The organism is Leisingera aquaemixtae (genome assembly GCF_001458395.1).
In the GTDB taxonomy this organism is placed as follows: Bacteria; Pseudomonadota; Alphaproteobacteria; order Rhodobacterales; family Rhodobacteraceae; genus Leisingera; species Leisingera aquaemixtae.
This window is the reverse complement of record NZ_CYSR01000037.1, coordinates 1-23,480: the sequence shown is the minus strand read 5'-3', so window position 1 is coordinate 23,480 and position 23,480 is coordinate 1. Positions and strand designations below refer to the sequence as shown.

At 53.6% G+C, this 23,480-nt stretch carries 25 protein-coding genes, 1 tRNA gene and 1 pseudogene; 16 read left to right on the top strand and 11 right to left on the bottom strand.

Annotation, left to right across the window (positions count from 1 at the left end; genetic code table 11):
- The coding region (locus PHA8399_RS20055; RefSeq protein ID WP_145977002.1) for an integrase core domain-containing protein at window positions 1–437 on the top strand (437 nt) is incomplete at its 5' end.
- Between the two features lie 85 nt (window positions 438–522).
- Here the strand turns inward: PHA8399_RS20055 and PHA8399_RS20050 are convergent.
- From PHA8399_RS20050 to PHA8399_RS20030, 5 genes are all read right to left on the bottom strand, one after another.
- Window positions 523–825: a type II toxin-antitoxin system RelE/ParE family toxin gene (locus tag PHA8399_RS20050; protein ID WP_058287875.1), complete on the bottom strand. Its 303-nt coding sequence runs from the start codon at window positions 823–825 to the stop codon at window positions 523–525.
- Complete coding sequence (locus tag PHA8399_RS20045; protein ID WP_058287874.1) at window positions 809–1,060, bottom strand: type II toxin-antitoxin system ParD family antitoxin; 252 nt, start codon at window positions 1,058–1,060, stop codon at window positions 809–811. The genes PHA8399_RS20050 and PHA8399_RS20045 overlap by 17 nt, the downstream gene beginning before the upstream one ends.
- Window positions 1,061–1,256: 196 nt before the next feature.
- A complete protein-coding gene (locus PHA8399_RS20040; protein WP_058287873.1) occupies window positions 1,257–1,985 on the bottom strand; it encodes a hypothetical protein in 729 nt (242 codons plus the stop codon).
- Between the two features lie 316 nt (window positions 1,986–2,301).
- A complete protein-coding gene (locus PHA8399_RS20035) occupies window positions 2,302–2,718 on the bottom strand; it encodes a hypothetical protein (RefSeq protein WP_058287872.1) in 417 nt (138 codons plus the stop codon).
- Window positions 2,719–2,725: 7 nt separating this feature from the next.
- Window positions 2,726–3,403: a DNA methyltransferase gene (locus PHA8399_RS20030; RefSeq protein WP_058287871.1), complete on the bottom strand. Its 678-nt coding sequence runs from the start codon at window positions 3,401–3,403 to the stop codon at window positions 2,726–2,728.
- Between the two features lie 457 nt (window positions 3,404–3,860).
- On the opposite strand from PHA8399_RS20030, the gene PHA8399_RS20025 reads away from it, so the two are divergent.
- Window positions 3,861–4,088, top strand: a complete 228-nt coding sequence (locus PHA8399_RS20025; protein WP_058287870.1) for a hypothetical protein — start codon at window positions 3,861–3,863, stop codon at window positions 4,086–4,088.
- A 288-nt stretch (window positions 4,089–4,376) separates the two neighbouring features.
- Here the strand turns inward: PHA8399_RS20025 and PHA8399_RS20020 are convergent, their stop codons facing one another.
- Window positions 4,377–4,649, bottom strand: a complete 273-nt coding sequence (locus PHA8399_RS20020) for a hypothetical protein (protein WP_058287869.1) — start codon at window positions 4,647–4,649, stop codon at window positions 4,377–4,379.
- A 498-nt stretch (window positions 4,650–5,147) separates the two neighbouring features.
- On the opposite strand from PHA8399_RS20020, the gene PHA8399_RS20015 reads away from it, so the two are divergent.
- Window positions 5,148–7,244, top strand: coding sequence for an ATP-dependent nuclease (locus tag PHA8399_RS20015; protein WP_058287868.1), 2,097 nt, complete (start codon window positions 5,148–5,150; stop codon window positions 7,242–7,244).
- Entirely contained in the window at window positions 7,245–9,086 is a 1,842-nt protein-coding gene (locus PHA8399_RS20010) for a UvrD-helicase domain-containing protein (RefSeq protein WP_058287867.1), read from the top strand.
- Window positions 9,087–9,089: 3 nt separating this feature from the next.
- Here PHA8399_RS20010 and PHA8399_RS22465 read toward each other — a convergent pair whose 3' ends face one another.
- The 3 genes from PHA8399_RS22465 to PHA8399_RS22460 form a co-directional block, all read right to left on the bottom strand.
- Window positions 9,090–10,331, bottom strand: a complete 1,242-nt coding sequence (locus PHA8399_RS22465) for a DUF6035 family protein (RefSeq protein ID WP_145977096.1) — start codon at window positions 10,329–10,331, stop codon at window positions 9,090–9,092.
- A gap of 467 nt (window positions 10,332–10,798) precedes the next feature.
- The gene (locus PHA8399_RS20000; RefSeq protein WP_244270272.1) at window positions 10,799–11,212 is read right to left on the bottom strand and encodes a hypothetical protein; all 414 of its coding nucleotides are present in this window, start codon (window positions 11,210–11,212) and stop codon (window positions 10,799–10,801) included.
- A gap of 86 nt (window positions 11,213–11,298) precedes the next feature.
- Window positions 11,299–13,632 carry an ATP-binding protein gene (locus PHA8399_RS22460; protein ID WP_145977095.1) on the bottom strand — a complete coding sequence of 778 codons (2,334 nt, stop codon included), beginning with the start codon at window positions 13,630–13,632 and terminating at the stop codon, window positions 11,299–11,301.
- Window positions 13,633–14,411: 779 nt separating this feature from the next.
- Here PHA8399_RS22460 and PHA8399_RS22455 point away from each other — a divergent pair.
- The 8 genes from PHA8399_RS22455 to PHA8399_RS19955 all read left to right on the top strand — a co-directional run bounded on the left by PHA8399_RS22455 (window position 14,412) and on the right by PHA8399_RS19955 (window position 19,705).
- On the top strand, window positions 14,412–14,867 hold the full coding sequence (locus tag PHA8399_RS22455; RefSeq protein WP_145977094.1) for a hypothetical protein: 456 nt from the start codon (window positions 14,412–14,414) through the stop codon (window positions 14,865–14,867).
- Window positions 14,868–15,016: 149 nt separating this feature from the next.
- Complete coding sequence (locus tag PHA8399_RS19985) at window positions 15,017–16,216, top strand: hypothetical protein (RefSeq protein WP_145977093.1); 1,200 nt, start codon at window positions 15,017–15,019, stop codon at window positions 16,214–16,216.
- Window positions 16,213–16,785, top strand: a complete 573-nt coding sequence (locus PHA8399_RS19980) for a hypothetical protein (protein ID WP_058287861.1) — start codon at window positions 16,213–16,215, stop codon at window positions 16,783–16,785. Before PHA8399_RS19985 ends, PHA8399_RS19980 begins: the two co-directional genes overlap by 4 nt.
- Window positions 16,785–17,312: a hypothetical protein gene (locus tag PHA8399_RS19975; protein ID WP_058287860.1), complete on the top strand. Its 528-nt coding sequence runs from the start codon at window positions 16,785–16,787 to the stop codon at window positions 17,310–17,312. Before PHA8399_RS19980 ends, PHA8399_RS19975 begins: the two co-directional genes overlap by 1 nt.
- Window positions 17,309–17,683, top strand: a complete 375-nt coding sequence (locus PHA8399_RS19970) for a hypothetical protein (protein ID WP_145977092.1) — start codon at window positions 17,309–17,311, stop codon at window positions 17,681–17,683. Before PHA8399_RS19975 ends, PHA8399_RS19970 begins: the two co-directional genes overlap by 4 nt.
- Window positions 17,680–18,003 carry a hypothetical protein gene (locus PHA8399_RS19965; RefSeq protein WP_145977091.1) on the top strand — a complete coding sequence of 108 codons (324 nt, stop codon included), beginning with the start codon at window positions 17,680–17,682 and terminating at the stop codon, window positions 18,001–18,003. The genes PHA8399_RS19970 and PHA8399_RS19965 overlap by 4 nt, the downstream gene beginning before the upstream one ends.
- Complete coding sequence (locus PHA8399_RS19960; protein WP_082649596.1) at window positions 18,000–19,457, top strand: type IV secretory system conjugative DNA transfer family protein; 1,458 nt, start codon at window positions 18,000–18,002, stop codon at window positions 19,455–19,457. The genes PHA8399_RS19965 and PHA8399_RS19960 overlap by 4 nt, the downstream gene beginning before the upstream one ends.
- Window positions 19,454–19,705 carry a hypothetical protein gene (locus PHA8399_RS19955; protein ID WP_058287856.1) on the top strand — a complete coding sequence of 84 codons (252 nt, stop codon included), beginning with the start codon at window positions 19,454–19,456 and terminating at the stop codon, window positions 19,703–19,705. Before PHA8399_RS19960 ends, PHA8399_RS19955 begins: the two co-directional genes overlap by 4 nt.
- A gap of 161 nt (window positions 19,706–19,866) precedes the next feature.
- Here PHA8399_RS19955 and PHA8399_RS19950 read toward each other — a convergent pair whose 3' ends face one another.
- Window positions 19,867–20,136: a hypothetical protein gene (locus PHA8399_RS19950; protein WP_145977090.1), complete on the bottom strand. Its 270-nt coding sequence runs from the start codon at window positions 20,134–20,136 to the stop codon at window positions 19,867–19,869.
- Between the two features lie 62 nt (window positions 20,137–20,198).
- Between PHA8399_RS19950 and PHA8399_RS19945 the strand changes: the two genes are divergently transcribed.
- From PHA8399_RS19945 to PHA8399_RS22940, 4 genes and pseudogenes are all read left to right on the top strand, one after another.
- Window positions 20,199–20,666 carry a hypothetical protein gene (locus tag PHA8399_RS19945; protein ID WP_058287854.1) on the top strand — a complete coding sequence of 156 codons (468 nt, stop codon included), beginning with the start codon at window positions 20,199–20,201 and terminating at the stop codon, window positions 20,664–20,666.
- Between the two features lie 33 nt (window positions 20,667–20,699).
- Window positions 20,700–21,305, top strand: coding sequence for a hypothetical protein (locus PHA8399_RS19940; protein WP_145977089.1), 606 nt, complete (start codon window positions 20,700–20,702; stop codon window positions 21,303–21,305).
- A gap of 110 nt (window positions 21,306–21,415) precedes the next feature.
- A complete protein-coding gene (locus PHA8399_RS22450) occupies window positions 21,416–21,718 on the top strand; it encodes a hypothetical protein (protein ID WP_145977088.1) in 303 nt (100 codons plus the stop codon).
- Window positions 21,711–22,721, top strand: a pseudogene (locus PHA8399_RS22940) (recombinase family protein); the annotation flags it as partial. The gene PHA8399_RS22450 and the pseudogene PHA8399_RS22940, both read left to right, overlap by 8 nt.
- 506 nt (window positions 22,722–23,227) lie before the next feature.
- Here the strand turns inward: PHA8399_RS22940 and PHA8399_RS19925 are convergent.
- Window positions 23,228–23,303 (bottom strand) — tRNA-Thr (locus PHA8399_RS19925).
- Window positions 23,304–23,480 lie beyond the last annotated feature (177 nt).

Genomic DNA, 23,480 nt, shown 5'->3' with positions numbered 1-23,480 from the left:
TCTATACGACCAAAACCCCGATCACTGCCGCTGATCTGCTGAATGATCGCGTCCTGCCATTCCACGATGAACACGACCTGCCGGTGCTGCGGATCATGACGGACCGGGGCACGGAATACTGCGGCCGGGCCGACAAGCACGACTACCAGCTCTTCCTGGCCATCAATGACATCGACCACACCAAGACCAAGGTGAAATCGCCCCAGACCAACGGCATCTGCGAGCGGTTCCACAAGACCATTTTGCAGGAGTTCTATCAGGTCGCGTTCCGCAAAAAGCTCTACGACAGCATCGGTGCGCTGCAAACGGACCTCGACGAATGGCTGCATAACTACAACCACCAACGCACTCATCAGGGCAAAATGTGTTGCGGCAGAACGCCGTTCCAGACCATGATTGAAGGCAAGCAGATCTGGAAGGAAAAGTTCGTGAACTGAACTTGGCCTGACAGACGCCGCCGGAAAAACGGCCAACTGTCAGATCACATCTGAACCACTACAATTTATCGACTGGAAATGCGCTTCAGAAGTGCCGGTCAAAATCCATTGCCTGATGCAGGATGCGGATGACCTCAACGCCAAAGTCGGTTTCGCGATAGAAGGCGATATGTGAGCCGACCGCAAGTTTGCGATAGCGCGCCCGGATATGCCCTGCATCTGCCCCGTCGAGCTCACCTCTGGCCAATCTGTCCAACCGGGCAATGATGGATCGGTGATAGGTCTCTGCCTGTTCAAGCGACCATGTCTCGAACGTATAGAGCCAGATCGCTTCGAGATCGCTGACCGCGCGCGGAGAGAGCCGGACCTCCTTAGGCGTTTCCGGCATGTCTCTCCCGCATGGCACTCAAAAACGCCTCAGGGTCATGCGGCTGTGCCGGACCGCTCATTTCCCCTTCGATCAATGCCGCCTGTAGCGCTTCCAGCTTGGTTTCTTGCTCTTCCAACAAGCGCAACCCGGCGCGCACCACCTCACTGGCCGAGCCATAGCGGCCCGCCTTGACCCGAGCACCAATGAAGGTCTCAAAATGCTCCCCAAGGGCAATGGATGTGTTTTTGGCCATATCTGCCTCCTTTCTTACCAGTATATCGTAAATATTGGTACATTTCAAATGTGCGGTGGCATTATCCACAGGATTTGTTGCTTCAGAAATCGGGGCCCGTCGATCAATACCCGCAAAATGAAAGCGAGAGCGGATGACCCGCTCTCGCTCAGCTTTTCAGCCCATTTGTGCTTTGGACGGTCAGACGCGGCGATCCTTACTCGTCAGCGGCCTGCGCTTGCCCAAATTCGACGGACCAGTTTTCCAACGCCAATCGGGACCGGTCGGCCACCTCATCTGCCTTCCCTTCGAGGCGGAGATATTTCAGCGGGTCGCCATTGGGCTCCGCCGAGCCTGCAATCGCTTTCTGCGGATTGCGCAGAGTCACGGGATGGGTGAAGTATTCGTCAGCCCAGAACCCGAGCCGCGCGAAGGTCTTGCAAGAGCTGTTCACCGTGCCGTTAGGCAGGATCCGAACCTCCGCCGCACCATGTGCTTCTTTCCCTGTGGAATTCGCTTCACCGAGAAACAACGCAGCGATCATTGGCAGACCAATGCCGCGCCTTGAGCCATCCGAGACCACATGACTGACATGCAATGCTGTTTGTCCCGCCTCCAAACATCGTTCAGCATATGCGACCGCAACCACCAGATTTGCGCGTGTGGCAAAAGCAAATATCCCATCTGCCATCATCAATGCTTCGGGATCGATCCTGTTCAATTTGCCCGGATGCGCTGCGGTTTGCGCGTCGCACAGCCGAGTGATTTCGCCAAGCAGACACCCGGTCAGGTTCAGCGCCTTGCGCACCGTGATTGTCACCTCTCCGTCGAATGCGGAGAGAAGGTCCTGTTTCTCAAACAGCTTGGGCTCAACCCCTTCGTCAACGTTGGGAATGATTGCGGCCCATTCGGCAGCCTCTTCCGGTGTTGCATTGTCCATCTTCATGACGTCCCTCCTTTGTTTGAAGTCACGTCATCTGGTGTGCGACACCGAGCTCATTGGGACCGGCGCACTCCGGGCTGGTTTTCGGCGGATTTTTCGTCATTGAATCCCACGACGCAGCCGATGCTGCGTTTCGGGAATACTTGAATCGCCAATACCCTGCCGCGCTTCGCGCTCTCGGGACATTGGCGATCAGGAAAAGTCACATCGTTCCCGAAACGCAGTAAGCCTGACGATGCCAGTCGTCAGGCAAGTTTTTGGGCACACAAATGAGGGGAAAGCCGCCCGGCTCTCCCCTTCCGATCGTATCTTTTAGTTGTCAGAACAGATCGAACATATCTGCCTGCTGTGGCACCGCATCCAATGTGCGCAGATTGGCAAACCCGTTTACGATGTGGTTGAATTTGAGGCTGATGGCGGTGTGAACATCCTGAGCAACGACCGGTTTTTCAGCACCAGTTTCTTCCCGATACCGGCGCAAGGAGCAGGCGCATTGACGATAGCGGGCAATGTCGGCTTTCAGATCAACGGTGAGCTTGGCGCGACAGGCTGCAAGCGCCGCACTTCGCTGCGGTTTCGCTTTTCCGGCTATCGCGTCAATCTCACTTGCCAGATAGCCACGATAGGCACCGGTTGACACCTGCGCAAAGATGGCCCTGAGGGGCGGAATCTCTCCGCCCAGCAGGTAATACCACGGATGCCCGGCGCTATAACCGCGATGTTTGAGAGCGGCCATGATACTCTCACGCCGCTTTTGAGGCGCTCTGGTCTTTTGTCGCCAGATAGCGTTTGTCACCTGCAACGCGCCGTTGCGCCAGATCGCAATATCTCCGCTCAAGCTCAATGCCGATCGCGCTTCGCCCGTTCAGCGCTGCGGCAACTGCGGTGGTGCCTGACCCCAAGAACGGGTCGAGCACCGTATCATCGCGTTTCGAAAACGCCCGGATCACCGCGCCGATATTCTCAACGGATTTCTCGGTCGGGTGCCACCTGTTGCCGGAGTAGACCCAGGGCTGCACATCCGCAAACGGCGTCTCCGGTCTGCGCGGCCAACCCTTTGCCAGCACATAGGCCGATTCATGATGATAGGCCGTCTGGCCTGTGCTTGAGGCATAGTCCTTGGTCCAGATGATATGCCCGACAATCCGGAACCCGGCCTCGACCCATGTACGCGTGAACTTGTCGAGCGCCGTCCAGCCAACAAAACTGATGCACAGGCTGTCGTCTTTCAGAACCCGGTACATTTCCGCGAAAGCAGGCAACACCGCGTCTGGACTATTGTCATTTGCAACCTTGCGCCCGGTCCGGTCTTTGTAATCCACCAGATAAGGTGGGTCAGTCACGATCAGATCAACGCATTCGCTTTGCAATTCCAGCAATCCGGCAACCGCATCGCCACAGATGATTTGCTCCTTGGTCATATCGTCCTCGCTTTTTTTGGGTTAAGCCAAAGTCAATCCCTTCAACCTTGCGCTTGAACCCCTGCCCAGCGGCGAGCGTCCAACTCTGGAATCCGTGACGAGCTTGCGAGGAGCGGATTGGACGTTCGATCAAACTCCGGAGATGGGTCACCCTCTTCTCGGGAGACCGCGACAGCGGCGGAAGAGGATTGACCCACAGCTCAAGCGTCGCCGGATTTGATGTAAGCTGAAAGAATGGGTTCTCAGCGGGTGGTTCTCCACCTGCTGGAAGGAAAGACGCGGCGGCGCACTCGCCGCCACCATATCTTAGACCTAGGATTGATGCTGAACGGCGCAGGCAACTCGTCTGGCTGAATCTACGAGAGCCGGGTGTGGTAAAAACTCAAGATTGCTTCGAAAGCTTCGCTGTCCCAATCTGTTCGGTGCCAATGAAATGTTGCGATTAGGAGAATTAACTTTGAAACAAGATGATGTCCCTGAGATTCCGGCCTATGGTGACCCCGAGTTCGACGAAGCTCTCTCTGCCCTGGTGCGTTCGGCGGACGTCATGCGTAAGACGCTTATGTTGATTGTCGGGGCCAAGGCTGACCCGGAGCGCGTATTCCGGGAACACGGCGAAGTTCTCATGCAGTCGGAAGCTGTGATCCAAGCCTGGGCGACACATATGGGCATTGAGGCCGATTGAGGCAGCTCTTCGAAAAGTTCGCCGTTGTCACCATCGTCCGTGACCACACGGATCACCAGGTTCCCATCGATATCCCAAGAGACAGCGTATGCAATCAGTCCGGCGAAAAAGGAGTGACCGGCAGGCGAAGCTTCGCCGGAATCCAATTTAGCTAAAAGACAAGGTTCTGAGCGGGTGGTGTTCCACCTGCGACCGAGAGTGGTGCGACGGCAGATATGCCGTCTCCTTGGAACTCGAAGTGTAGCGGCCTGTCGGCGCGTGTTTTGGTCGGCAGGCCAGCCTTGATAGTTACGCCGGACCGCCAGGCCTTTGGCTTACATGCTCCGAGTCTGGTTGACGATCATCGCTGACCGTTCGCAGAACGAGCCGTCCATCAATGGGCAAAGCATCCATCTGCACCTCAAACCCTTCACCATCTTTATGCGCCCAGGCCGCAGCGATCTTGCTCCAGTATGAGCTCTTGCCATCTTTGCTATTTCTGACAGCATATCCCAGCATATAGGGCTGTTTGAGCCCTGGTGCCTTGTTGTAATCGTCTTTCAAATTTTGCTTCTTGTTCATAATATCTCCTTTCTTCAATAGCTTGAATGTGAAGCATATCTGAGGCTGGTCTGCAAATTCTGGCGCGGATCTGCATGCGGATGTAGTGAGAAGGATTGATTGCCGCGCTGGTTGTTAGTATCCACGACCTTAAGCAAATCCGCCGCAGTTACTCAGACCCAAACCGGGGCACGAACGTCAAAGGTTCGACCCGTTGTCGGGCGCTGAAAGACATTTGCCGGGTTAGGCCCTCCAAAGCCAAGTCCTACCGAAACGCAGATGCCCGCAAGATCGCTCATAAGAGCATGAGGACGCTAGCTAGGCCGTTTGAAATAGTTGAACATCCGATGTTCAACGTGTCAGAAGTGTACAAAAAACATGAGTACATTCCGGAGCACCAACGATTCCGCTGCGGGATGCTGAAGGAGAGCAACCTTAAATGGATTAAAAAGATAGACACTCTCTTTTGCGACGTCTCTCAAAGTGATACTGTAGCCCCCAAAATATATGAGGCTTTGCATGCGCTTACACAGTATTTCTGTAAGAAATTTTCGCCGACTAAAGAGCATTGATCTAGATTTTGAAGAAAAGGAGACCGTGTTTGTTGGCCCAAACAACAGCGGGAAAACTTCGGCAACCGCCGTCATGCGAAGTTTCCTAGGAAATCGGGATTTTAAGGTACACGATTTCTCGGTCAGCAGCATTTCAGCAATTGATGCTTACGTGAATGGCGAAGAGCAAAGTCTGCCGTCGATTGATCTCGATTTGTGGTTCAAAGTTGATCCAGACGCTGTTTCATTCGGGCGCGTTTTTGCTCTTGCAACAACTCTATCGACTGATTTTTCTGAAATCGGAATTCGATGCGCCTTAACAGTTGACGACGTCAACGAGCTCTGGAGGCAATACGATCTTGCTTTTCCAGTAGATCAGAACGGTGAACGCAAGCGCTCGCTAAGCCATTTTCTGGATTTAGAAGGGAATTTGAAGAAGCACTTTAGTGTGCAGTTTTCGTCGTTGGAGCGCACGGACAACGATCTCCTGCCAACGCCACTGGACCCGAAGGATGGGAAGAAAATTCTCAGTTCACTGGTGCGTGTCGATTTTGTGGATGCACAGCGAAACATTGATGACGAGAATGCTGCAAGGAGCAACAGGCTCTCCGAAGCGTTTGCGACCTACTACAGACGCAATCTTGAGAAAGCGGAACTGGCCGAGGAAGCGATAGCTATCATCGAACAGAACAACGAAAACCTGAACAGCCATTACAGTCAACGCTTTGCACCCTTGATGACGATGATTGGTGGGCTTGGGCTTCCTTCCGACAATGATCGCGCGATGAAAGTTGTTTCAACGCTGAGTTCGGAAGACGCATTACGCGGGAACACAGAGCTCTTCTACGTAGACGCCAACACGAGCCATGAGCTTCCCGAAGCCTATAACGGGTTGGGGTTCAAGAACCTCGTTTTCATGGCAATTCAAATTGATCATTTCTACAGACAATGGCTTGCAACCGAGGAAGACCGCCCCCTATGTCAGGTGATTTTTGTCGAAGAACCTGAAGTTCACCTCCACGCTCAAGTTCAGCAGACGTTTATTCGGCAAATGTGGGACGTATTGACTGAAGGCAGGCCGGACGGCGAAAGCACCCCACAGCTCGCTGTCACTACACACTCTTCACACATTCTGGATACGGTTGATTTTTCCAAAATTCGGTACTTCCGCCGCAAGTCCATCAATGATGTTCAAAACGGTGAATCATTCCATGGAACCACAGTGCACAGCCTCGCTCAGTTTCAACCGGAGCCAATCGATTTGGATGGCGAAGTTATCTCACCGGAAGCGGCTCTTTCCTTCTTGAAGAAGTATCTACGCCTTACCCATTGCGACCTTTTCTTTTCAGATGCGGCCATTCTTGTTGAGGGGTCAGTTGAGAAACTCCTGTTGCCTCGCATGATCGATTTTGCAGCCAATAGCCTGAACAAAAAATATTTGACCGTTCTCGAAGTAGGTGGCGCGTACGGAATGCGTTTTGCCGGATTGCTGGAATTCCTGGAGATTCCCTACCTTATCATCACAGATATCGATTCTGTTGACCCCGCAAATAGTCGCAAAAACTGCATTGCAACAGCAGACAATGCGGTGTCCTCGAATGCGACGCTTGGTTATTTCTTCGACGATAGCAGCGTAAAAGCACTCGCCGCCAAAACGAAAGCTGATCGTGAGCAAGCCGACGGAATGCGCTTCATCAGCTATCAAACGCCCGTCTCGATAGATGTGGAAGGACAAGCGCAAATTTTCCACGGAAGGACACTTGAAGAGACTTTCGTCTATGAGAACCTTGTCCTATTTCGAAACGATGCATTGAGCATTGGCATTGATCTACCCGACGACCTTGCCGCCCTGCATCAAGATGTCTGGAAACGTATCAAAAGCTCCACATTCAAAAAAACCGAATTTGCGATGAATGTGCTGGCTTACGAGCCGCCTCAGCAACAGGATGAAGAAGAAGGTGCCAACAATGGCGTCGCGCAGCTTCATTGGAACGTTCCGCAATACATCTTCGAAGGTCTGGTCTGGCTGGATGGACAACTCTCCCAGAACGCAGAGGAGGCGTGAATGGAAGCCGTTCTGAAGCCAACTGAGGCAGACAAAAGAATTATCAAGTGCATCTCTGAAGAAAAATCATTCTCGGTAATTGCTGGCGCAGGGTCCGGAAAAACCACATCGCTTGTCGAAGCACTCAAAAGCATTCGTGACGAACATGGAAAAGAACTCCGAAAAAACGGGCAACGCGTCGTGTGCATCACCTATACGAACCGTGCTGTCGATGTGATTTCTTCCAAACTCGGATTTGATGATCTTTTTCTGGTGACCACCCTTCATGGGTTTTTGTGGAGCGAGATTTTTCGATTTCAAAATGCAATGCGGGAAGCACTTTGCGAGGATGTAATCCCGAGGCACATCGCAAAAGCGCAAAAGGATGATAACGGCGGAACCTCCCAAAGAGCGAGAAACGCACGGGAAAAGATTCAAAGGCTGTCGCAAGAGTTGGAAGCGCTCAAAGAAGAGCCCCCGGTCAGATATGAGGAAACGACAATAAGTGACTACGCCAAGTGCATCCTGAACCATGACGACGTCATCGATGTTGCTTCCTTCCTGATCTCCAACAGGCCGATCCTGCGAAAAGGTCTTGGGTTCAAATACCCATTTTTCTTTGTCGATGAAGCGCAGGACACGTTCCCTCAAGTAATGGCCGCATTGAACGCAATATGCGCAAAAGAAGGCCTCCCGATAATTGGATACTTTGGCGACCCGATGCAGCAAATCTACGACAAACGAGCGGGAGGTTTCTCGGGACCGGAGGGTGCTGAGGTCATACCCAAGGAAGAGAACTTTCGGTGTTCGACGTCGGTAATCGATCTTCTCAACAACTTCAGATCGGACTTGCGGCAAGTACCAGGCGGTAAGAACACAGACATCGAAGGAAGCGTTGAAATCACAGTTGTTCAGGCACCTGATCCTTCAGGACCAAGAAACACATATACTGCTGAACAGCTTGATGATGTTACTTCGAAGTACTCAAACGCCGTTGTGCAATGGGGGTGGGAAAACCTGCCGTCCGTGAAGAACCTGTTTTTAGCCAGGCGTATGATTGCGCGAAGATTGGGTTTTACAAAAATCCACTCTCTGTTCACCGGAACTTATTCATCCTCGCGTTCACAATCAGACTACGAAGATGGCACCCACTATCTTTTCAAGCCTTTCGTGGATGGTGTTTTTGAACTCGTTGAGGCCTCGCGAACGGGCGATGCGAAGAGGATCGTAGAAACGCTGCGTCGGATTAGCCCCGCCTTTTCCGATAATGGAAAGAACAAGAGCAAATCGCTGAAGGCGATGCTCGATCACGCTGTGCAGCACACCGAAAAACTCAGTGAGCTGTGGGACACTCGGACTGTGAAGGAGGTTCTTGAATACTGCCGCGACAATGATCTGTGTACAATATCCGAACGGCTTGCGTATCAAATGGACCGTAATCCTCGGGAAGAATTTGATCGGGATAACGAGGATCATCAACGCGAGAAAGGCGACTGGCTGGCTGATGAGTTTTTTGCGCTGGGGACCGAAGAGCTAGAACGCTACTTCAGTTTTCTTGACGAGAGTTCTCCGTTTAGTACGCAGCACGGCGCAAAAGGAGAAGAGTACGAAAACGTCCTTGTTATGATCGATGATATCGAAGCGAACTGGAACACATATAGCTTCTCGAAATTCCTCACACCGAATGTTGCAGGTCAACCGACCGACCGGCAACGAGAGCTAACAGAAAAACTCGCCTACGTTTGCTTCTCTCGGGCTGAAGTGAATTTGCGAGTTTTGTTTTTCTCCAAAGATGCCAAGGCGGCAGGAGCAGAATTGATTGACGCAGGACTGTTCAGGAAAGATCAAGTTTCCTACCTATGAGTTTCAGGGTTTCGGTCGATTGTTAGCAGACAAGAGCTGAGGGAAGAGAAGGCGCACCGCGAGAGAAACAGGTGTGTTTTTCTCCATCTGCACAACGCTCTCTGCCGCCTTCAATTTCTTGGCGACAGAAGCACGCTTTAAAACCTGATCCTGATCGAACCTGCGGGCAGAAAATTCGAATATCTTTGCGAACTTCAGGCAGTCACTCGTATCTAGAAAAGAGTTTGACATGCCAAAAAGGTTATCTTGGCTGGTCATGAGAGGTCGCCCAGCCTGAAGCGAATACATTATGTCCAGAAGCGATGGCAATCTCTCGGATTGCCAATCGTCTGGGGAGAGGTCTGTATTCAACCGATCAGACAGCTCCAGTAGCAGCTCTTTTTCTCTCTGATAGTCGCAGTCGTAACGTTTTCTGCAAGGCACCCATCTTTTTTCGAATTCGACATGCCAAGGGTCAGTCGTTGGGTAGACATACGGCAGGCCACTCGGGTTCCATGACACCTCACGCAGAGATACCAGTTTGCTCTTCCACTCATTGTCTCGGTATGCGTGCGCCCTCAGGGTCAGGCTGTGGTTTGCGGTCGAGATTGCAACGGATTGTGCGTCGAGCGAGAACAGGTTCTCGTCATGGCTGAAATAGATATCCAGAAATGACTGTCTTATGTCTGCAGGCGGACGATTCTGGAAATCCCACGTCACCCAAACAAGACGTATGCCGTGACTCTCATAGAACGCTTCCTTTGCCAAAATCACCGGTAGTTGTGTGGTAGCAAGCTGGATTTCGAATGCCGTACGCACCCCGCAATATATCGCCGAAACATCTGGTCTACGCCGCCCATCTTTGGAAAGCACATATTCTTCAACGGCAACATCAGTGGCCTCGTTGTCTTCAAGCAGAATTTCTTCGAGGAGGTATTTGATTTTGTGGTGAAGTGCGCCTTCCTGCTGACCGCCAAACTGTTGCGCCGAAACGTTGTCAGGAGAATTTGGATCGCCTGTCCACCAAGGACAATCAACAGGTGCTCCGGCGAAGTGTTTCCAGTAAGGGCGTTTGTTGGGTGCTAGTGGCGCGTAAACCGGAAAACCACATTGGGCACACACATATCGTGCCGTTCCCGACTGTTTGCTTTGTGTAGCCCTGCGTCGAATCTGATTGTAGGTTCTGTCTCCTGCATTCAGCAAATCCTCCCATGAAATCGGGTTCATGGTTTGAAGGTCGACCACACTTTTGAGAGTGCGGGTCATTTTGGATGGTTTGTCTAACATTAGCTGCTCGAAGTCTTCCTTAGAACTTATCACAGGCCGAACCCTATGCACCAAGAAAGAAGAAAACGAGTGTGTCGAGAAAGGTGAATGCGCCGGGCGGTTGCACTTGTAGTTCTTCGTTGCTCGGTTAGTCAATGGCATCTCAATCCCAAGATCTGTAAAGTTGGCCGCCAACCAAATTTGCGCCTGCGGCCAACTTTAGGTCTGGGCCGCTTGTGGGGGATCAAACGGGGGTGCCTGCACCCCCTTTGCACGGTGGTCACGTAATACGGGACACAGCTTGCCTTAGCATTTTCATTGCTACCTTTCGTGCAGGCTGTGATCATCCCGTGACCCGCCTTGTGGTCCGTTGACAGCGCCAGCACACTGCTCGCATAAGTTTTTTACGGATATCGAATGAACTTGAGATTCCGGCGTTGACATTATTGTCTTTGAAACAAGCGCTACTAACCGCTAACTTTTTGGGCCTCATCGGCCATAGCCTTGGATTCTTCTTCTTTGCCAATCTGCGATGACCTTACACTGAGATTGCGAAGGACCATCGCATAGTCACTGGCTACAGCTCCATCCAGCTCTTTCATTAGCTGCTCAAGTATTAGCTTGGCGTTCTTCGTGTGCTCATACGCTAGTTCAAAGTTTTCGTCCGCTGCAAGTTTTGTCCCAACATTGTTGTAGGATAGAGCAAGTTCATAGCGTGATGCATTTGGCCGTTGCTCTGCGAAAAAAAGCCTTATTGCCAAAGCTTCGCTTGAATTTTTAAGGGACTGCTCAACATCGCCGGTTTTTTGTTGTGCATTCGCAATAACATCCAGGATCCTTGCTTGCAGCTGAAGGTGTTGAACTGGTTGCTCGTCAGACAAGGCCATTAATCTTGCTAATGCGTCATGTCCAAGCGTTAGGGCTTCTGTAAATCTACCCAGATCATATAAAATTCCCGCTAAATGCCCTAAATAAACGCAATAGTTTCCGGCAACACGCCCGAATCTTCGGCTCCAGCCAATTCGTTTGCCAGTGCCGAGTAGTGCATCGCCTCTGGATAATGTTTAAGCTTCGCCAAGTACACACTAAGATTGTGGTAGGCTTGTGCTAAACGTGGTGCAAACTTGATCTGCCCAGAGTCCAGAAGATTTTCGAATATTCCGGCTACGATCTCACCGTTTGTTATTGCATCCTCAAGGTGACCAAGGTCGGCGATAATATTTGAGTGCGTCTCCAATACAGTTGCAAATAATTCTAGTTCGTTTTCAGGATCTTCTTTGAGAATAGCTTCCTGCAGTATGACAGCATCACCTGAAACCTGCTGAGCCTCTTCCAGTTCCCCAAATTGATGCAACTCCAAAGCTAGATTGTTCGCTATCGACACGAGTTCTGCAGCCTCTGCCGTAGTGCTAAGTTGCCTCTTGTACAACGCGATCGAGTACTCTGAAGAGAACAATGATGACTTTGAGTTTCGCGCGGCCAATAGCTGAATTGTGAAGTCCTGACAGTGTGTCAACATGGAAATCGCAAGAGCCTCTAGGTTCCGGCTAGCGTTGGCGTCCAAATAGCCGAGATCAAATGATGTTCGGGACAACAACGCATTAAAACCGATACCGAAGTTTGGTGAAGTTCTAGCCAGCCAAACCGACATCTCATCTGATCGGTTTTGAAGCCCCAATACTAGGTAAAGAAAAGCCGTCGCGAATATATCCGGCTCCAAGCGAACGATACCATTGTCAAATTCGTGTGATGCTCTCCTCCAAAAAGGAGTCGATTGGGATGCCTCAAGAAGTTCCAGGCCATTCATGCTGCTTGAAAGCCCGTATTCGCCTAGGTCAAATATTGTACGATCATTGAGGCCGTTATCAGTAAAAAGAGCGAGTGAAAGCAATTTCTCGAGGACTTTTTCGTCCTGGAAATTGCGCGAAGAGTAGCTTCGCACTCTACTACGCTCAATCTTTGCGAGAGCTAAAAGTACGTCCTTTCCTTTGAGGGAAAAGGCGTTTTTTTGATCAAGTACAGCGTGAACGGACGCAGCTAGTATCATCAAAGGTAGCCGGTGGGACGCATTTTGAACCAGCCAGTATTCTCTATTGGTGATCTCTGGTGTTTTAACCATCAATTCAGCAGAGAGCCGCTCAACTACATCGTCTGAAATTTTCAAAGCGTCTGGCAATGAAATATGGGGTTCTCTACCCAGAGGCACCTCCGTTATCCAGAAGGGGTTGGGTGCGTTGAGTATCTCTGCCCACGCCTCGAGATTCTCACGCGAGACAAGAATTATCCTTATTGGATGGCCAGATTCATGAGAATAGTTAACAGACGCCAATACTTCCGTGACAAAATCAGTACGCGCCTCTGGATAGTCGATGATTAATGCGGCTCCCATTCCATCGCATTCAAAAATCCGACCATTGACGTCTCCGGAGGGTATTTGCCCCCCTGTCCAACCGTGTTGATCGACCAAGGTTGTCACAACATCTGCGACCAGTCGTGATTTACCCGATCCACCGGGTCCAGAGACTAAAGCGATTTTCGGACGAGCTGACGATGGATCGTCCTGCTCCAGCGCCCAATCTAACAAGCTATCAAATTCGGCTTGGCGACCATGCAGGTCGCTAAGGCGTGTCCTCCAACTGAGCGCCCCAAAAACATCTACCATTCCGTCCTTGACGGGCTGCTGGTCGGGAAGATCATCAACCAACAGCCTATCTAGACCATCCTGATATCCCAAAGAGACCGAGATTGGCCCTAGCCTAACGACTGGCGGCGGGCCTAGGTAAGGGCCGTCCCAAATCTCTTTGAAAGCTCGCCTAATAACGTCGTTCTTCGCGTAATAGCGCTGACACAATTCCTTAAATCTAGGGGCATTGGGCCCATCATGAAACTTCGCATAAAAGAGTTTCTGAAATGTTAGATCGCGCGGGTCCCACACTTTTTTCGCTACTTCAATGAAATAGAAAGGGGGACCAACATCCCTTAACAAATAGTACAACGTGGCGCGGGCGAAGTCTTCTTCACCTCGCGGCTCACTTCGCCCCCAGTTCTTCAGCATCGACCAATAAGGAGCTGATCGATCTGGTGGCGCTGAACGCCCAGATACGTTTCTTTGGAGAATTTTGTTCGCGTATTTTTTTCCTTCTACCCGTCTCAGAAAGGCTTCTGCCTTTTCGACTTCAGTTTCTAATCCGTCGTAATGCTTGGAGTTGAGAAAGCTTCGGACTTGCCTCGCCACGAAAGGACGAACGTCCACTCCATCAGGAATCAGGCTTTCAAACTCTTCTTGTTCAAGTAGTCGCAACGAATCGACTCCAACAAATCACATTCATCTCTAGACTAATGCGCCATGCTGTTTAGTGTATACGCTGCGAAGGCGTATCAGATCTGTGATCTAGGGAAATACGTTTGTGGTGTTCTTGGTGGTTCCTCAGGGAGTTGATCTTCTGAGCTGACAATCGCGCCAGAAGTTGGATCAAAATTCAGAATTGGAGGGCCATCTTGCCTGAACAAATGGCCATCTTGCCAGAATTCGTGCCTTACCGGTTTTCCATCCCTCAGAAACTCCACTGCAGGTAGGTCACCAACACGATGCTTAACATTGTGTTGCATCCAAACCCGACAAACCGGTTCACCTGTTGTTGGGTCATATTTAGTCTGGGCTGGGTGCTTTCCCGACATTGGGCTTTGTAGCATCCCTCTGACCCAAAACTCCTCCAAAGTCAGTAAAAATGTGTGTGGATCCCATTTTAGGCGCGCAGGCGCACCAATTCTGCCCACGTCGCCGTCAGCGTGATGCCAACGCTCTTCGACTGCATTGCCAGTCTCTAAACAGCGTCGAACCTTAACAGTATACTCCTCGTCATCGTCAAAACTCACAGCTCAGGATACCGCACTCACTTCAATAATGCAATTTTTTAATTTGCTTATAAATGGTTATGAGAATTTTGCACTTTAGTGGCGCCCGAGTGCACCAACTCGAATGCAATAGAGAAATTGGAGGTTTCGGGGAAGTCCACATTCTCCGACGACGGACCTCAGGAACGCGTTCCGATCCATTCAATTTTTTGGTGAGGAAAACCAATGACTACGAAGATCATCTATGGTCCACGGGCCGCCGAATTACGCAACCCGCAGGCAGAACAGAAACTTATCAGCTTCGTGCTGGATCTGGGCGGAACGGATATGATGCGCTGCGACGCAATCGTCTATCTCGTGCAAAGTTGGTGCGATCAGGGTGGCGAGATCGCGACAGCTTGTGGACAGGTCCTTGATACCGAACGTGCCGAATACACCGGTGAAGCACGTTTGTACAACGTCGAGGGAAGACTGGTCGTTCTGGAGCGGAATAAAGACCCTAACAAAAACGTATATCTGGCTTGTATTGACGATTGTTTCGGAGCAAGCCCGCGTCGCTGCATAAATCACATGCGAGCTAGACGTGGCCAGGTTTCAACCCGCAGGGTTTGCGTTGGACATCTTCCCAGATATTTCTGGATTAGTGTTGCGATGCAGATCTTCGATCTGAACTTCAGCTGAACTTCCGATACCTGAACTGGCCCGCGCAACTGGCAGGCCATTTTTTCAGGTCCCATGAAACCGCCCGCAATCCGCCGATCCCGCGCCGTCGGGGTTGGCTTTTGCGTTCCAGGATCAGTTCCGAACATTCCAACGAAAGGAGGCTCGGTATGAGCTCTAAGTCACGTGGTTCGGCGGGATCGGTGAAAGACATGCAAGTCCTGCAGCATGAACCGAAACCCGGTCTATCGCTGATCGATATCGCGTTGCTGGCAATACTGATTGCAAATCTGATCCTTGTGCCTTTGGCCCTGTTTGCCATGTCGGAGGAGTCTGGCCCAACCGCAGCGGTCAAGAATCTTGTGGTTGGAGCCGCCGCTGCTGGGGCAGCCTTTGGCGTGAATCGCTTTGCGCTGGATCGACTCGCCCCGCTGCATGCCATCGGCTTTCGGCTCGCGGGCGTAGTCGCTGTTGTTGCGATCCTGATCACTGGCGCAGGGACAGCGCTCGGGTCCTTCACGGGCCTGACCTATAAGTCGGTGGAGGCCAAGACCTATAGCGAGGCTGGTCAGGACATGACGGCCTATATTGGTGCGGTCAATGAGGTTGCGCTGGTGGCGACACGTATCGTTCCATCGGTGGAGACCATCGCAGAGAATATTGATCAGACGGCAAGCTGTGAGTCGCGCTCCTCGTGCTTGTCTGGACGTGGCAATGGCGGTCGGGGTCCGATGAGCCGAGCCCTGGAAACTGCTGCCGCGCAAGCATTCTCCATTGCGCAGGCGCTTCAGGTCGGGGAACTGGAGCGGGAACAGCTGCTGGAAGATCTGAATGATCTCAATGCGGCGTATTTTGAGGTCCTGTCGGAGAGCGGAAAGCCGGTTTCTGACCGGCGGGCTGAATTGCAGGCGATCCATTCCGAAATCCGTCAGGTGGCTTCCGCTCTGACCGAAGTCATGCCGCTTGGCGTGGTTCAGGGCTATGCTGGCGATCTGCGCGCCGGTAGTACGCTGCCGGGCAATCCGTCGGGCACGCGCATACTGAATGGCTTCCTGCACGGGCATGCGGAGACGCTGTCTGCGCAACTCGACGACCTGCCAGATGTCGAGCTTGTCGCGCCTGACTTCCCGCAACGACCCGGTATGACAGATGTGCTTGGCTTTATTCCTGCCTTTTTGGCCATCGCTGCCATCGTCGTGGTGGGGGAACTGGTGCTGCCGCTCACGCTCTATCTCATGACGTTCACATCCATTGCCTGGGAACTTGAGAAACTGCGGGGTAGGCAAAAGCAGGAAGTCGAAGAGGATACGCTTTCAAAGCTTCTGAAACCGCGCAGGACGGAGGATCCGGATGATGGGGCGGGATCATGAGCGATCCCACACGTCCGACCCTGGCCTCCCGCATTTTGCGGGGGGTGTTTCTCTTTGTGGCAGTGCCGGTTTTGGTGGTGCTGTTGCTGGGCATCATTGGCTGGGATGCCGATTTCTACGCGCTGCGGGATCGCTGGGAGCACATGAAACTCGCACTATTTGGTGACTGGCAGGCTGAGAACTGGTGCCCACCAGGGCGTGGCTCCGACAATTGCGATGAGGCTGCTCAATTCGAAGACGCGCTGGCAGATGCTGGCGACTTCACTTTCTTTCGGCGTGCGACAATCGCAGGCACCGACCTGACCGTTCATACCGGCATCCGCTTTGCCACGGCACGTGATGTGGTTGATGGGCATCCCGCCAGCCAGTGGTGCTATGTGGCGCTGCCGGATGGCGCGGTTCAGCAGCAGATTGATCTGGCCAGCAAAACCGCCGGAAACCCGCCCGTCTACACCTCCCTTGCATCATTAGATGCAACGGCATTGGCCGGGTTCGGTGTCAGCGCCGACGCGCTTTCAGATATTGCCCGGTCCCATTGTCGTTTTGTGAGCCCAAAGGAGGAAAGCTGATGTCTATTGATGCACCCACCCTGCCGGTCGGCGGTGCGGCTGTCTTGGCAGCACTTGGCTATGCCGCTGTCTCGGCCTTCATAACCGGCCCCGAAATCGCCAGCCGTGAAATCGCCCGTTCAGACTGGCAGGAAGTCTGCGAAACCAGCCTGTTAGCTGAAATCGAGGCCACCCGTCGCCCGGATCAGCTGATCCCGGATGCCCCCGATCTCGGGGGTATGCTGTGCAGTGTCTATCCGGAGATGCGCGATCTTTGCGCGATGATCCCGGATCCGATGGCGCAGGCGCGTGAAATTGAGAAACGGCGGCGCGCGGCAGAAGACGCCCGGATCCGACGGGTCGCGGAGGGAATGACGGATCGCTGTACCTGCGCTGTTGCGGTCTACGCAGAAGACCGGCTGAGCCTGGCGCTTTATGCAGGCAGCGGTCGGCTGATCACCCCCAATGCGGTGAAGAACCGGGAAACTGCCCTGATGCGGGCGCTGAACAGCCCTTCCTGTTCCTTTGGCCGGGAGGATAAGTCGTGATTTTTGGTAAACTCGAACTGGGTGAAACATCGCTGCATACCCATAATGACAGTTACGTTCTGGCCAGCGTCTCTGTCGTCTCCACCCGCCGCCCGTTTCGCCCCGCAGGACTGATGATCGGCGCTCTTACCGGTCTCTTCGCGATGGCCTTTCTGGATATCCTCTATGTTGGCGAGATCGCTGCGCTGATCACCGTCACGGTGCTGTCCCTGCTCGGCGGCTGGCATATCGGCTGCCTGCAGCTCACAAGCCGCGATCTGCGCGGCTCGCCCATCGCCGAGGCTGTCTACGGATCCTACAGCCATCTGAACCGGCTGCGCCCCAAGATCATCGAAGCGGTTGAACGCGCAAAATCGCAGGCCGTATCATGAGCGATCCGAGTGAAGCAAAACCCGGCTGGGTACGAATATTGCGCGTGAACCTGCGCTTGGTCAGCGGCTTTCTGGCGCTCTTCTTTGGCTGGATCTGCTGGCAGATGGCTGCCGCTGGCCCGGAATGGTGGGGGTTTTGGATCCCCGCCGCGCTCTGTTTCCTGGGCGGGGTTTTGCAGCTGATCGGCGCGCTGTTTGAGGTGTTCGGGTTGATCGGCAGCCTCTTTCGCTGGAACCACCTGCGCCGCAAAGGGGTTGCACCGCGCGCCGATCATCAGCCAGCCCAAAAGGATCTGCGCGATGGGGGAATGATCCGATGAGCTTTCCTTTTGGATGGGTGAGCAACTGGAAACGCCGGAAGCCCCTGCCATTTGCCAAGCCCAAACCGGTTGATCCCAAAGGGCAGCGCTTGTTGGGATTTACCTTGGACACGCACGAGCCGCTCTGGGCTCCAAAAGGTCATAGTCTGCTTCTGGCTGCAAATGGCGGTGGCAAAACAACCTGCGGCGCGATGCCTTGGCTCTATTCCTTTGCCGCCTCGGAGCGGGACAAGGCCGTGCTCTGTCTCGACTCCAAAAACGGTGAGATGGCGATCCAGGCCGCAGAAATGCTCGCCCGCACGGGCCGCAAGGTCGCGATCATCGACGACATGGGCGTCTGGACCGATCTTGAGGCCTATCGGGTCTCGCTCAATCCTTTTGGCGCAGCGGTGGCGACCTTCCAGCGCGATCCGCGCGATATGGTTTATACGAGTGAAAACATCACCCATGCGGCGATCAAAGAACCGCCCGGAGGCGAAGACGCCAAAAACCTCTATTTCCGGGCCTGGCCCCGCAATGTGATTGAATTCTGCATACTGGTCTATGCAAAACGTGATGTGCGGCTGCTGATCCCCGGCGGGGTCAGCCAATTGCTCAGCCGCCCGGATACGCTACTTCAGTTCGCTGCCATAGAGGCGGAAGAAGGTGATGCTTATCTCAAAGGTCTCGCGCAAAGCATCGTCGCCATGAGCCGCCATGAGCACTGGCCACAGCATCTGGAAGAAGCGCAGCGTGCATTGCGCATCTTTGCGCCCGGTACCCGCCTGCATCATGCGGGTAAGGATGCCACCATCTCCCATGAGCAGCTGATCCGCGAAGGTTATGTCATCTTTCTGGTTGGCCCGCAGTCCGTGATGAACCGCATGGGGGTATTTTATGCCTTGCATATGCTCGCCTTTGCCGAGGCGCTCTATTATGGGGCGGGCACGCTCAGGATCATTGCCGACGAGTTCACCAACTGTCCCTTGTCCAGTTTGGTGGAGATGCTGACGACGCTCAGAGCTTTCGGTGGGACCGAAGTCCATATGATTGCCCAGAGCAGGTCTGAGATCGAACGACGGTTTGGCAAACGCGAATCTGAGACCATCGCCGAGAATGCCGTGGTCCAGATTTGGTACGGATTCAGCGCTGCCAAGGAAGCACGCTTGGTCAGCGAGATGATGGGTGAAGAACATGCGCTTGCGACCTCGCTGGGTAGCAATGAGGAACTTAAGCTTAACACCAATATCAGCCTGACCCGTCAGAAACACATGACACCTGCAGAGCTCCTGGCCATGCGCCCGGATCTGCAGCTCATCTATGTCAAAGGCATTGGGTTTATCCTGGCCCGCAAGGTCGGCATGCAGAACATCGCGCCGTTCTGTCACCGCGTCGCGCCAAACAAGATCGAAGGCGGCACCCTGCGCGCGGACCCCCGGATCACCTTTGTCACGCCAATGATGGAGGCCGCATGATCAGGATCGTCGCGCTCTTTCTATGGCTGGCCGTACCGATCGCAGGCTACGCCACCTATGTGGCCTATGGGACACCGCACCTGATCGTGTCGCGCCATTTCCTGGACAATGGTGATCGACACAACCCCTTCGCCAAACGCATCTACACCCGTTGTCGCTATATCGGCTGGCGCTGGCATGAAGTGACCACAAGCGCGCAGGCGGGACGCTGCCCATGGATCCGCTTCTTTCAGAGCGACGCGCACTGACTTGGCAAGGAATGAACTTACGCCAGAGCCTTCGATCGAACGCCGCCTGACAGGGTCCGCTGCTGCCTCAACTTTCCCGCCCGCAATCCGCCCGTCGCAAAACGCAGTCTCCTGCAGAATGAAATCTGCGATTTCATTAGACGGGATGCATCATGAAGGTTTTAGTGCACAGATTTGAGATACGGCGCGACGGCTGGTTCGGGGATGCGTTCTGTGAGGCCAAACTTCTTGGTCAAAGCCAGCCGTGCCGCGATCTTCAGCCCGTCCAGTACCAGCGATTGTTTGACCCTGCCGCCTGCAATCAGCGCGCCGCAATGGTCACGTTCGCGATCATCGAAGACCTCGTAAGGTGCTACTGCGTCCCAGAAGGTCACGTAATCCAGCGGGGCCAGCCACTCTTCAACATCCTGAATATCCTCAAAAATCATCACGAGATCAGTGTAACAGAGACGGTTTTGCCGATGCAAATTTGTGAACCGATGGGGGCTAGCCCATGAGCTTTGACACCGAATACGCCCTGCAGGACATCTTTCGGGAAGCCGTCAAAGAGCATCTGGTTCTGAATCTGAAAACCGATGCCGATTGGACGCGGTTCCGTGCCATTTCGGAGTCGGCCCGAGATCAGATCAACACTGAAAATGAAAGCTACCGGCGCGACTACGAGGCACGGGTCGACAAGGCGCGGCAGAAGATCCTGCACAAGGCCGGATCGCTCACCCATGACCATCCCACGCCCCATGGCATCGACCGGTTCGACAAAGACGTCATCAACCGTGAAGCGCAAAGAATTGTCCGCCACGATCACGCGCGGCGTCTCTACACGATCCGCGAGGATGAAATCACCGGCTACGAAGCGTTGCAAACCGATATCCGCGCGCGCGGCCAGATCCGAGGTCAGGCCCGTGATCCGTTTAATCGGGCGACTGAACGACGGTCCGGCCCGGATCGTCGGCGTGAATAATATCCTCCAATCCCCAACCGAAAGGAAAAGACGATGAATACGACACTGAGCAAAGAAAGGTATTCTGCGGTTAGGCAAAGTTCTGAGGGGCAGCGGTTAACGGAAAACCAGATTATTAGTACGAGCGCCATTGCCGATATTTTGAATGGTGAAATCCACCGCTCGGGCAGCTTCATCGAAACGCTGCAGCACTATGGTTTCACCTTCTCGCGCGGTGAACGATTTGATGCGCAACGCGCCGAAATCATGATCCGCAAAGTCTACGAGGCCCGTTTTGGCGAAACGATGAGCACCACCCGCGAACGGCTGCTCGAGCGGGAATCCATACTGCGCGACTCCGGTGGCGAACAAGCTTTGCACTATGCGCGTTCAGTCCTTCACAAGATCTGCGACGGAAAAACGATGCCTTACTATAAGGCTCAGGATGAAGCTTCTGTGGAGATGTCCCGCCAGCATGGCGTCACTGAAAACTTCTCCAAAAAGATGATGGCGCAAAGCTTCGAAGCCGCTGAAGGTCGGTCGCTCTATGAGGCGGGCAAAGCGCTGGAAGAGCAATATCACAGACCGGTTCGCGAGGCGCAGCGCGCCTCTCAGCGCTCGGAACGCACCCAGTATCAGCGCAGCGGGCCATCTATGTAAAGTGATAAACTATTGGCTTGAATAGGAAAATATGCCTATACTGGCTCCTTTTTTCCGCGCGGTGATCGCGCGGAAGGCAATCCAAAGGAGACCAAACCGAAAGCGCAGATATGAAAGAGACACCGCCCCAGAATTTTGCAACCTCATCATCACCGCTGTCCTCACCGACACTTCGCTTCAATTGGCAGGACTGGCTGCCTTATCTCGAAGACAGCGATGCGTCCGATGAGCAGAAGCGGGAATTGATTGAAGCACTGTGGTCCATCGTGATCGGCTTTGTCGATCTGGGATGGGACATCAAATCGACGCCAGAAACCCGTGGAGAAGTCTTCGATCTCGCCGCCATCCTCAGGGCTGCCGTGGTAAACTTGGAGGATAACCCAGAGACCGAAGAGGAGGCACGAAATGGATAACCATAAGCTCAAAGCACTGATTTATCCCCGGGTTTCCTCGCGCACTCAGGAGAAAGAAGGCCATGGGCTTGAGTCCCAGGAAACCCGCTGTCGACAATACGCCGCCCAGAAAGGCTATGAGGTGGCCGCCGTCTTTCCGGATACCATGACCGGCGGCGGGGGTTATCTCAAACGCCCGGGCATGAAAAATCTGCTCAGCTTCATTGATGCGCAACCCAATGAGCGCTTTGTCGTCATCGTCGACGATCTCAAACGCGCCAGCCGCGACACGCGGGCCTATCTCGATCTGCGCGATGCCTTCCGCCAGCGTGGTGTGCGCATGGAATGTCTGAACATGAAACTGGGCGACACGCCTGAGGATGAGTTCATCGAAACCATCATGGCCGCCCAGGGCGCGTTGGAGCGCAAGCAGAACGGGCGACAGGTGGCGCAGAAGATGAAGGCGCGGATGCAATCGGGCTATTGGATTCACAACCCGCCTGTCGGCTACAAATACCAAACGGTCAAAGGGCGCGGGAAGATGCTCTTCGCCGATGAGCCGCTGGCCTCAATCGTCCGGGAGGCCTTTGAGGGCTATGCCATAGGCCGATTCCAGACCCAGGCGGAAATCCAGCGCTTCTTTGATGGCTTCCCTGACTTCCCGCGCAACAAGAAAGGCGAAGTCACCCGTCAGCGTGTCACGGACACACTCACCAACCCGCTTTATACCGGCTATATCTGTTCGGAGAATTACGGCATCAGTTGGCTCAAAGGCCATCATGAGGCGCTGATCTCTGTCGAGACCTTCGAGAAGGTGCAAGAGCGCCGTGCGGGCATCACCAAAGCCCCGAAACGCAAGAATATCGGCGAAGACTTCGCCCTGCGCGGCTATGTCTGTTGCGGTGATTGTGGCGTGCCGCTGCGCTCCTCCTGGAGCACCGGGAATACGAAGCGCTATGCGTACTATCTCTGCCAGACGAAATCCTGCGACAGCTACGGTAAGTCCATTCCGCGCGACAAGCTGGAAGGTGAAGTCGGCGGGCTGATCGAGACGCTACAGCCCACGCAGCAGCTCGTCACGTTGGCAAAGGCGATGTTCCGCCATGCCTGGGATCAAAGGCTCTCGCAGGCGCAGGAAGTGATTCAGTCGGGTCAGCGGCAGATCAGAGAGATCGAGAAGCAGGTCGAGACCTTGCTGTCGCGGATCATGGAGTCCACGAACACCACCGTGATCACCACCTACGAGGACAAGATCACCGCGTTGGAAAAGAAAAAGATCATCCTGAGCGAACAACTGGCCAATCAGGCCGAACCAACCGGCACCTACGAGGAAAAACTAGAACCCGTCCTCACATTCCTCGCAAACCCTTATAAACTCTGGGAAACAGGCCATACCGCCCTCCGTCGACTGGTCCTCAAACTGGCCTTCGCAGACCGTATTCAATATGACCGAAACCAGGGTCCTAGAACCCCAGAAATCGCGTTACCGTTCAAAGCGTTAGAGAGGATTACAGACGGGAGAGTCTGTTTTGGTGCCGGTGATAGGACTCGAACCTACGACCCCATCATTACGAATGACGTGCTCTACCAGCTGAGCTACACCGGCGCCGCTGGTTTCATAATGCCGGGCCGTGTTGCAGGCAAGCGAAATTGCCACGCCGCCAGCGCCATCGGCGACCTTTGCAGGTGCGGCTGAAAATCCCGGCAAACCTGGATTCCGGCGTGCTATTTCCGTTTGACGCCCCTTGCGACTCCGCTTATACGCCGGTTTCACGACACCTGC

Excerpts from the sequence above, each read along its gene's own strand:
- PHA8399_RS20040 (WP_058287873.1), bottom strand. The coding sequence starts at position 1,985 with ATGAAGATGGACAATGCAACACCGGAAGAGGCTGCCGAATGGGCCGCA.
- PHA8399_RS19975 (WP_058287860.1), top strand. The coding sequence starts at position 16,785 with ATGTCTATTGATGCACCCACCCTGCCGGTCGGCGGTGCGGCTGTCTTG.
- PHA8399_RS20035 (WP_058287872.1), bottom strand. The coding sequence starts at position 2,718 with ATGGCCGCTCTCAAACATCGCGGTTATAGCGCCGGGCATCCGTGGTAT.
- PHA8399_RS20020 (WP_058287869.1), bottom strand. The coding sequence starts at position 4,649 with ATGAACAAGAAGCAAAATTTGAAAGACGATTACAACAAGGCACCAGGG.
- PHA8399_RS22455 (WP_145977094.1), top strand. The coding sequence starts at position 14,412 with ATGACTACGAAGATCATCTATGGTCCACGGGCCGCCGAATTACGCAAC.
- PHA8399_RS20010 (WP_058287867.1), top strand. The coding sequence starts at position 7,245 with ATGGAAGCCGTTCTGAAGCCAACTGAGGCAGACAAAAGAATTATCAAG.
- PHA8399_RS19965 (WP_145977091.1), top strand. The coding sequence starts at position 17,680 with ATGAGCGATCCGAGTGAAGCAAAACCCGGCTGGGTACGAATATTGCGC.
- PHA8399_RS19960 (WP_082649596.1), top strand. The coding sequence starts at position 18,000 with ATGAGCTTTCCTTTTGGATGGGTGAGCAACTGGAAACGCCGGAAGCCC.
- PHA8399_RS19945 (WP_058287854.1), top strand. The coding sequence starts at position 20,199 with ATGAGCTTTGACACCGAATACGCCCTGCAGGACATCTTTCGGGAAGCC.
- PHA8399_RS20045 (WP_058287874.1), bottom strand. The coding sequence starts at position 1,060 with ATGGCCAAAAACACATCCATTGCCCTTGGGGAGCATTTTGAGACCTTC.
- PHA8399_RS19980 (WP_058287861.1), top strand. The coding sequence starts at position 16,213 with ATGAGCGATCCCACACGTCCGACCCTGGCCTCCCGCATTTTGCGGGGG.
- PHA8399_RS22450 (WP_145977088.1), top strand. The coding sequence starts at position 21,416 with ATGAAAGAGACACCGCCCCAGAATTTTGCAACCTCATCATCACCGCTG.
- PHA8399_RS19940 (WP_145977089.1), top strand. The coding sequence starts at position 20,700 with ATGAATACGACACTGAGCAAAGAAAGGTATTCTGCGGTTAGGCAAAGT.
- PHA8399_RS19985 (WP_145977093.1), top strand. The coding sequence starts at position 15,017 with ATGAGCTCTAAGTCACGTGGTTCGGCGGGATCGGTGAAAGACATGCAA.
- PHA8399_RS22465 (WP_145977096.1), bottom strand. The coding sequence starts at position 10,331 with ATGACCCGCACTCTCAAAAGTGTGGTCGACCTTCAAACCATGAACCCG.
- PHA8399_RS20015 (WP_058287868.1), top strand. The coding sequence starts at position 5,148 with ATGCGCTTACACAGTATTTCTGTAAGAAATTTTCGCCGACTAAAGAGC.
- PHA8399_RS20030 (WP_058287871.1), bottom strand. The coding sequence starts at position 3,403 with ATGACCAAGGAGCAAATCATCTGTGGCGATGCGGTTGCCGGATTGCTG.
- PHA8399_RS20050 (WP_058287875.1), bottom strand. The coding sequence starts at position 825 with ATGCCGGAAACGCCTAAGGAGGTCCGGCTCTCTCCGCGCGCGGTCAGC.
- PHA8399_RS19955 (WP_058287856.1), top strand. The coding sequence starts at position 19,454 with ATGATCAGGATCGTCGCGCTCTTTCTATGGCTGGCCGTACCGATCGCA.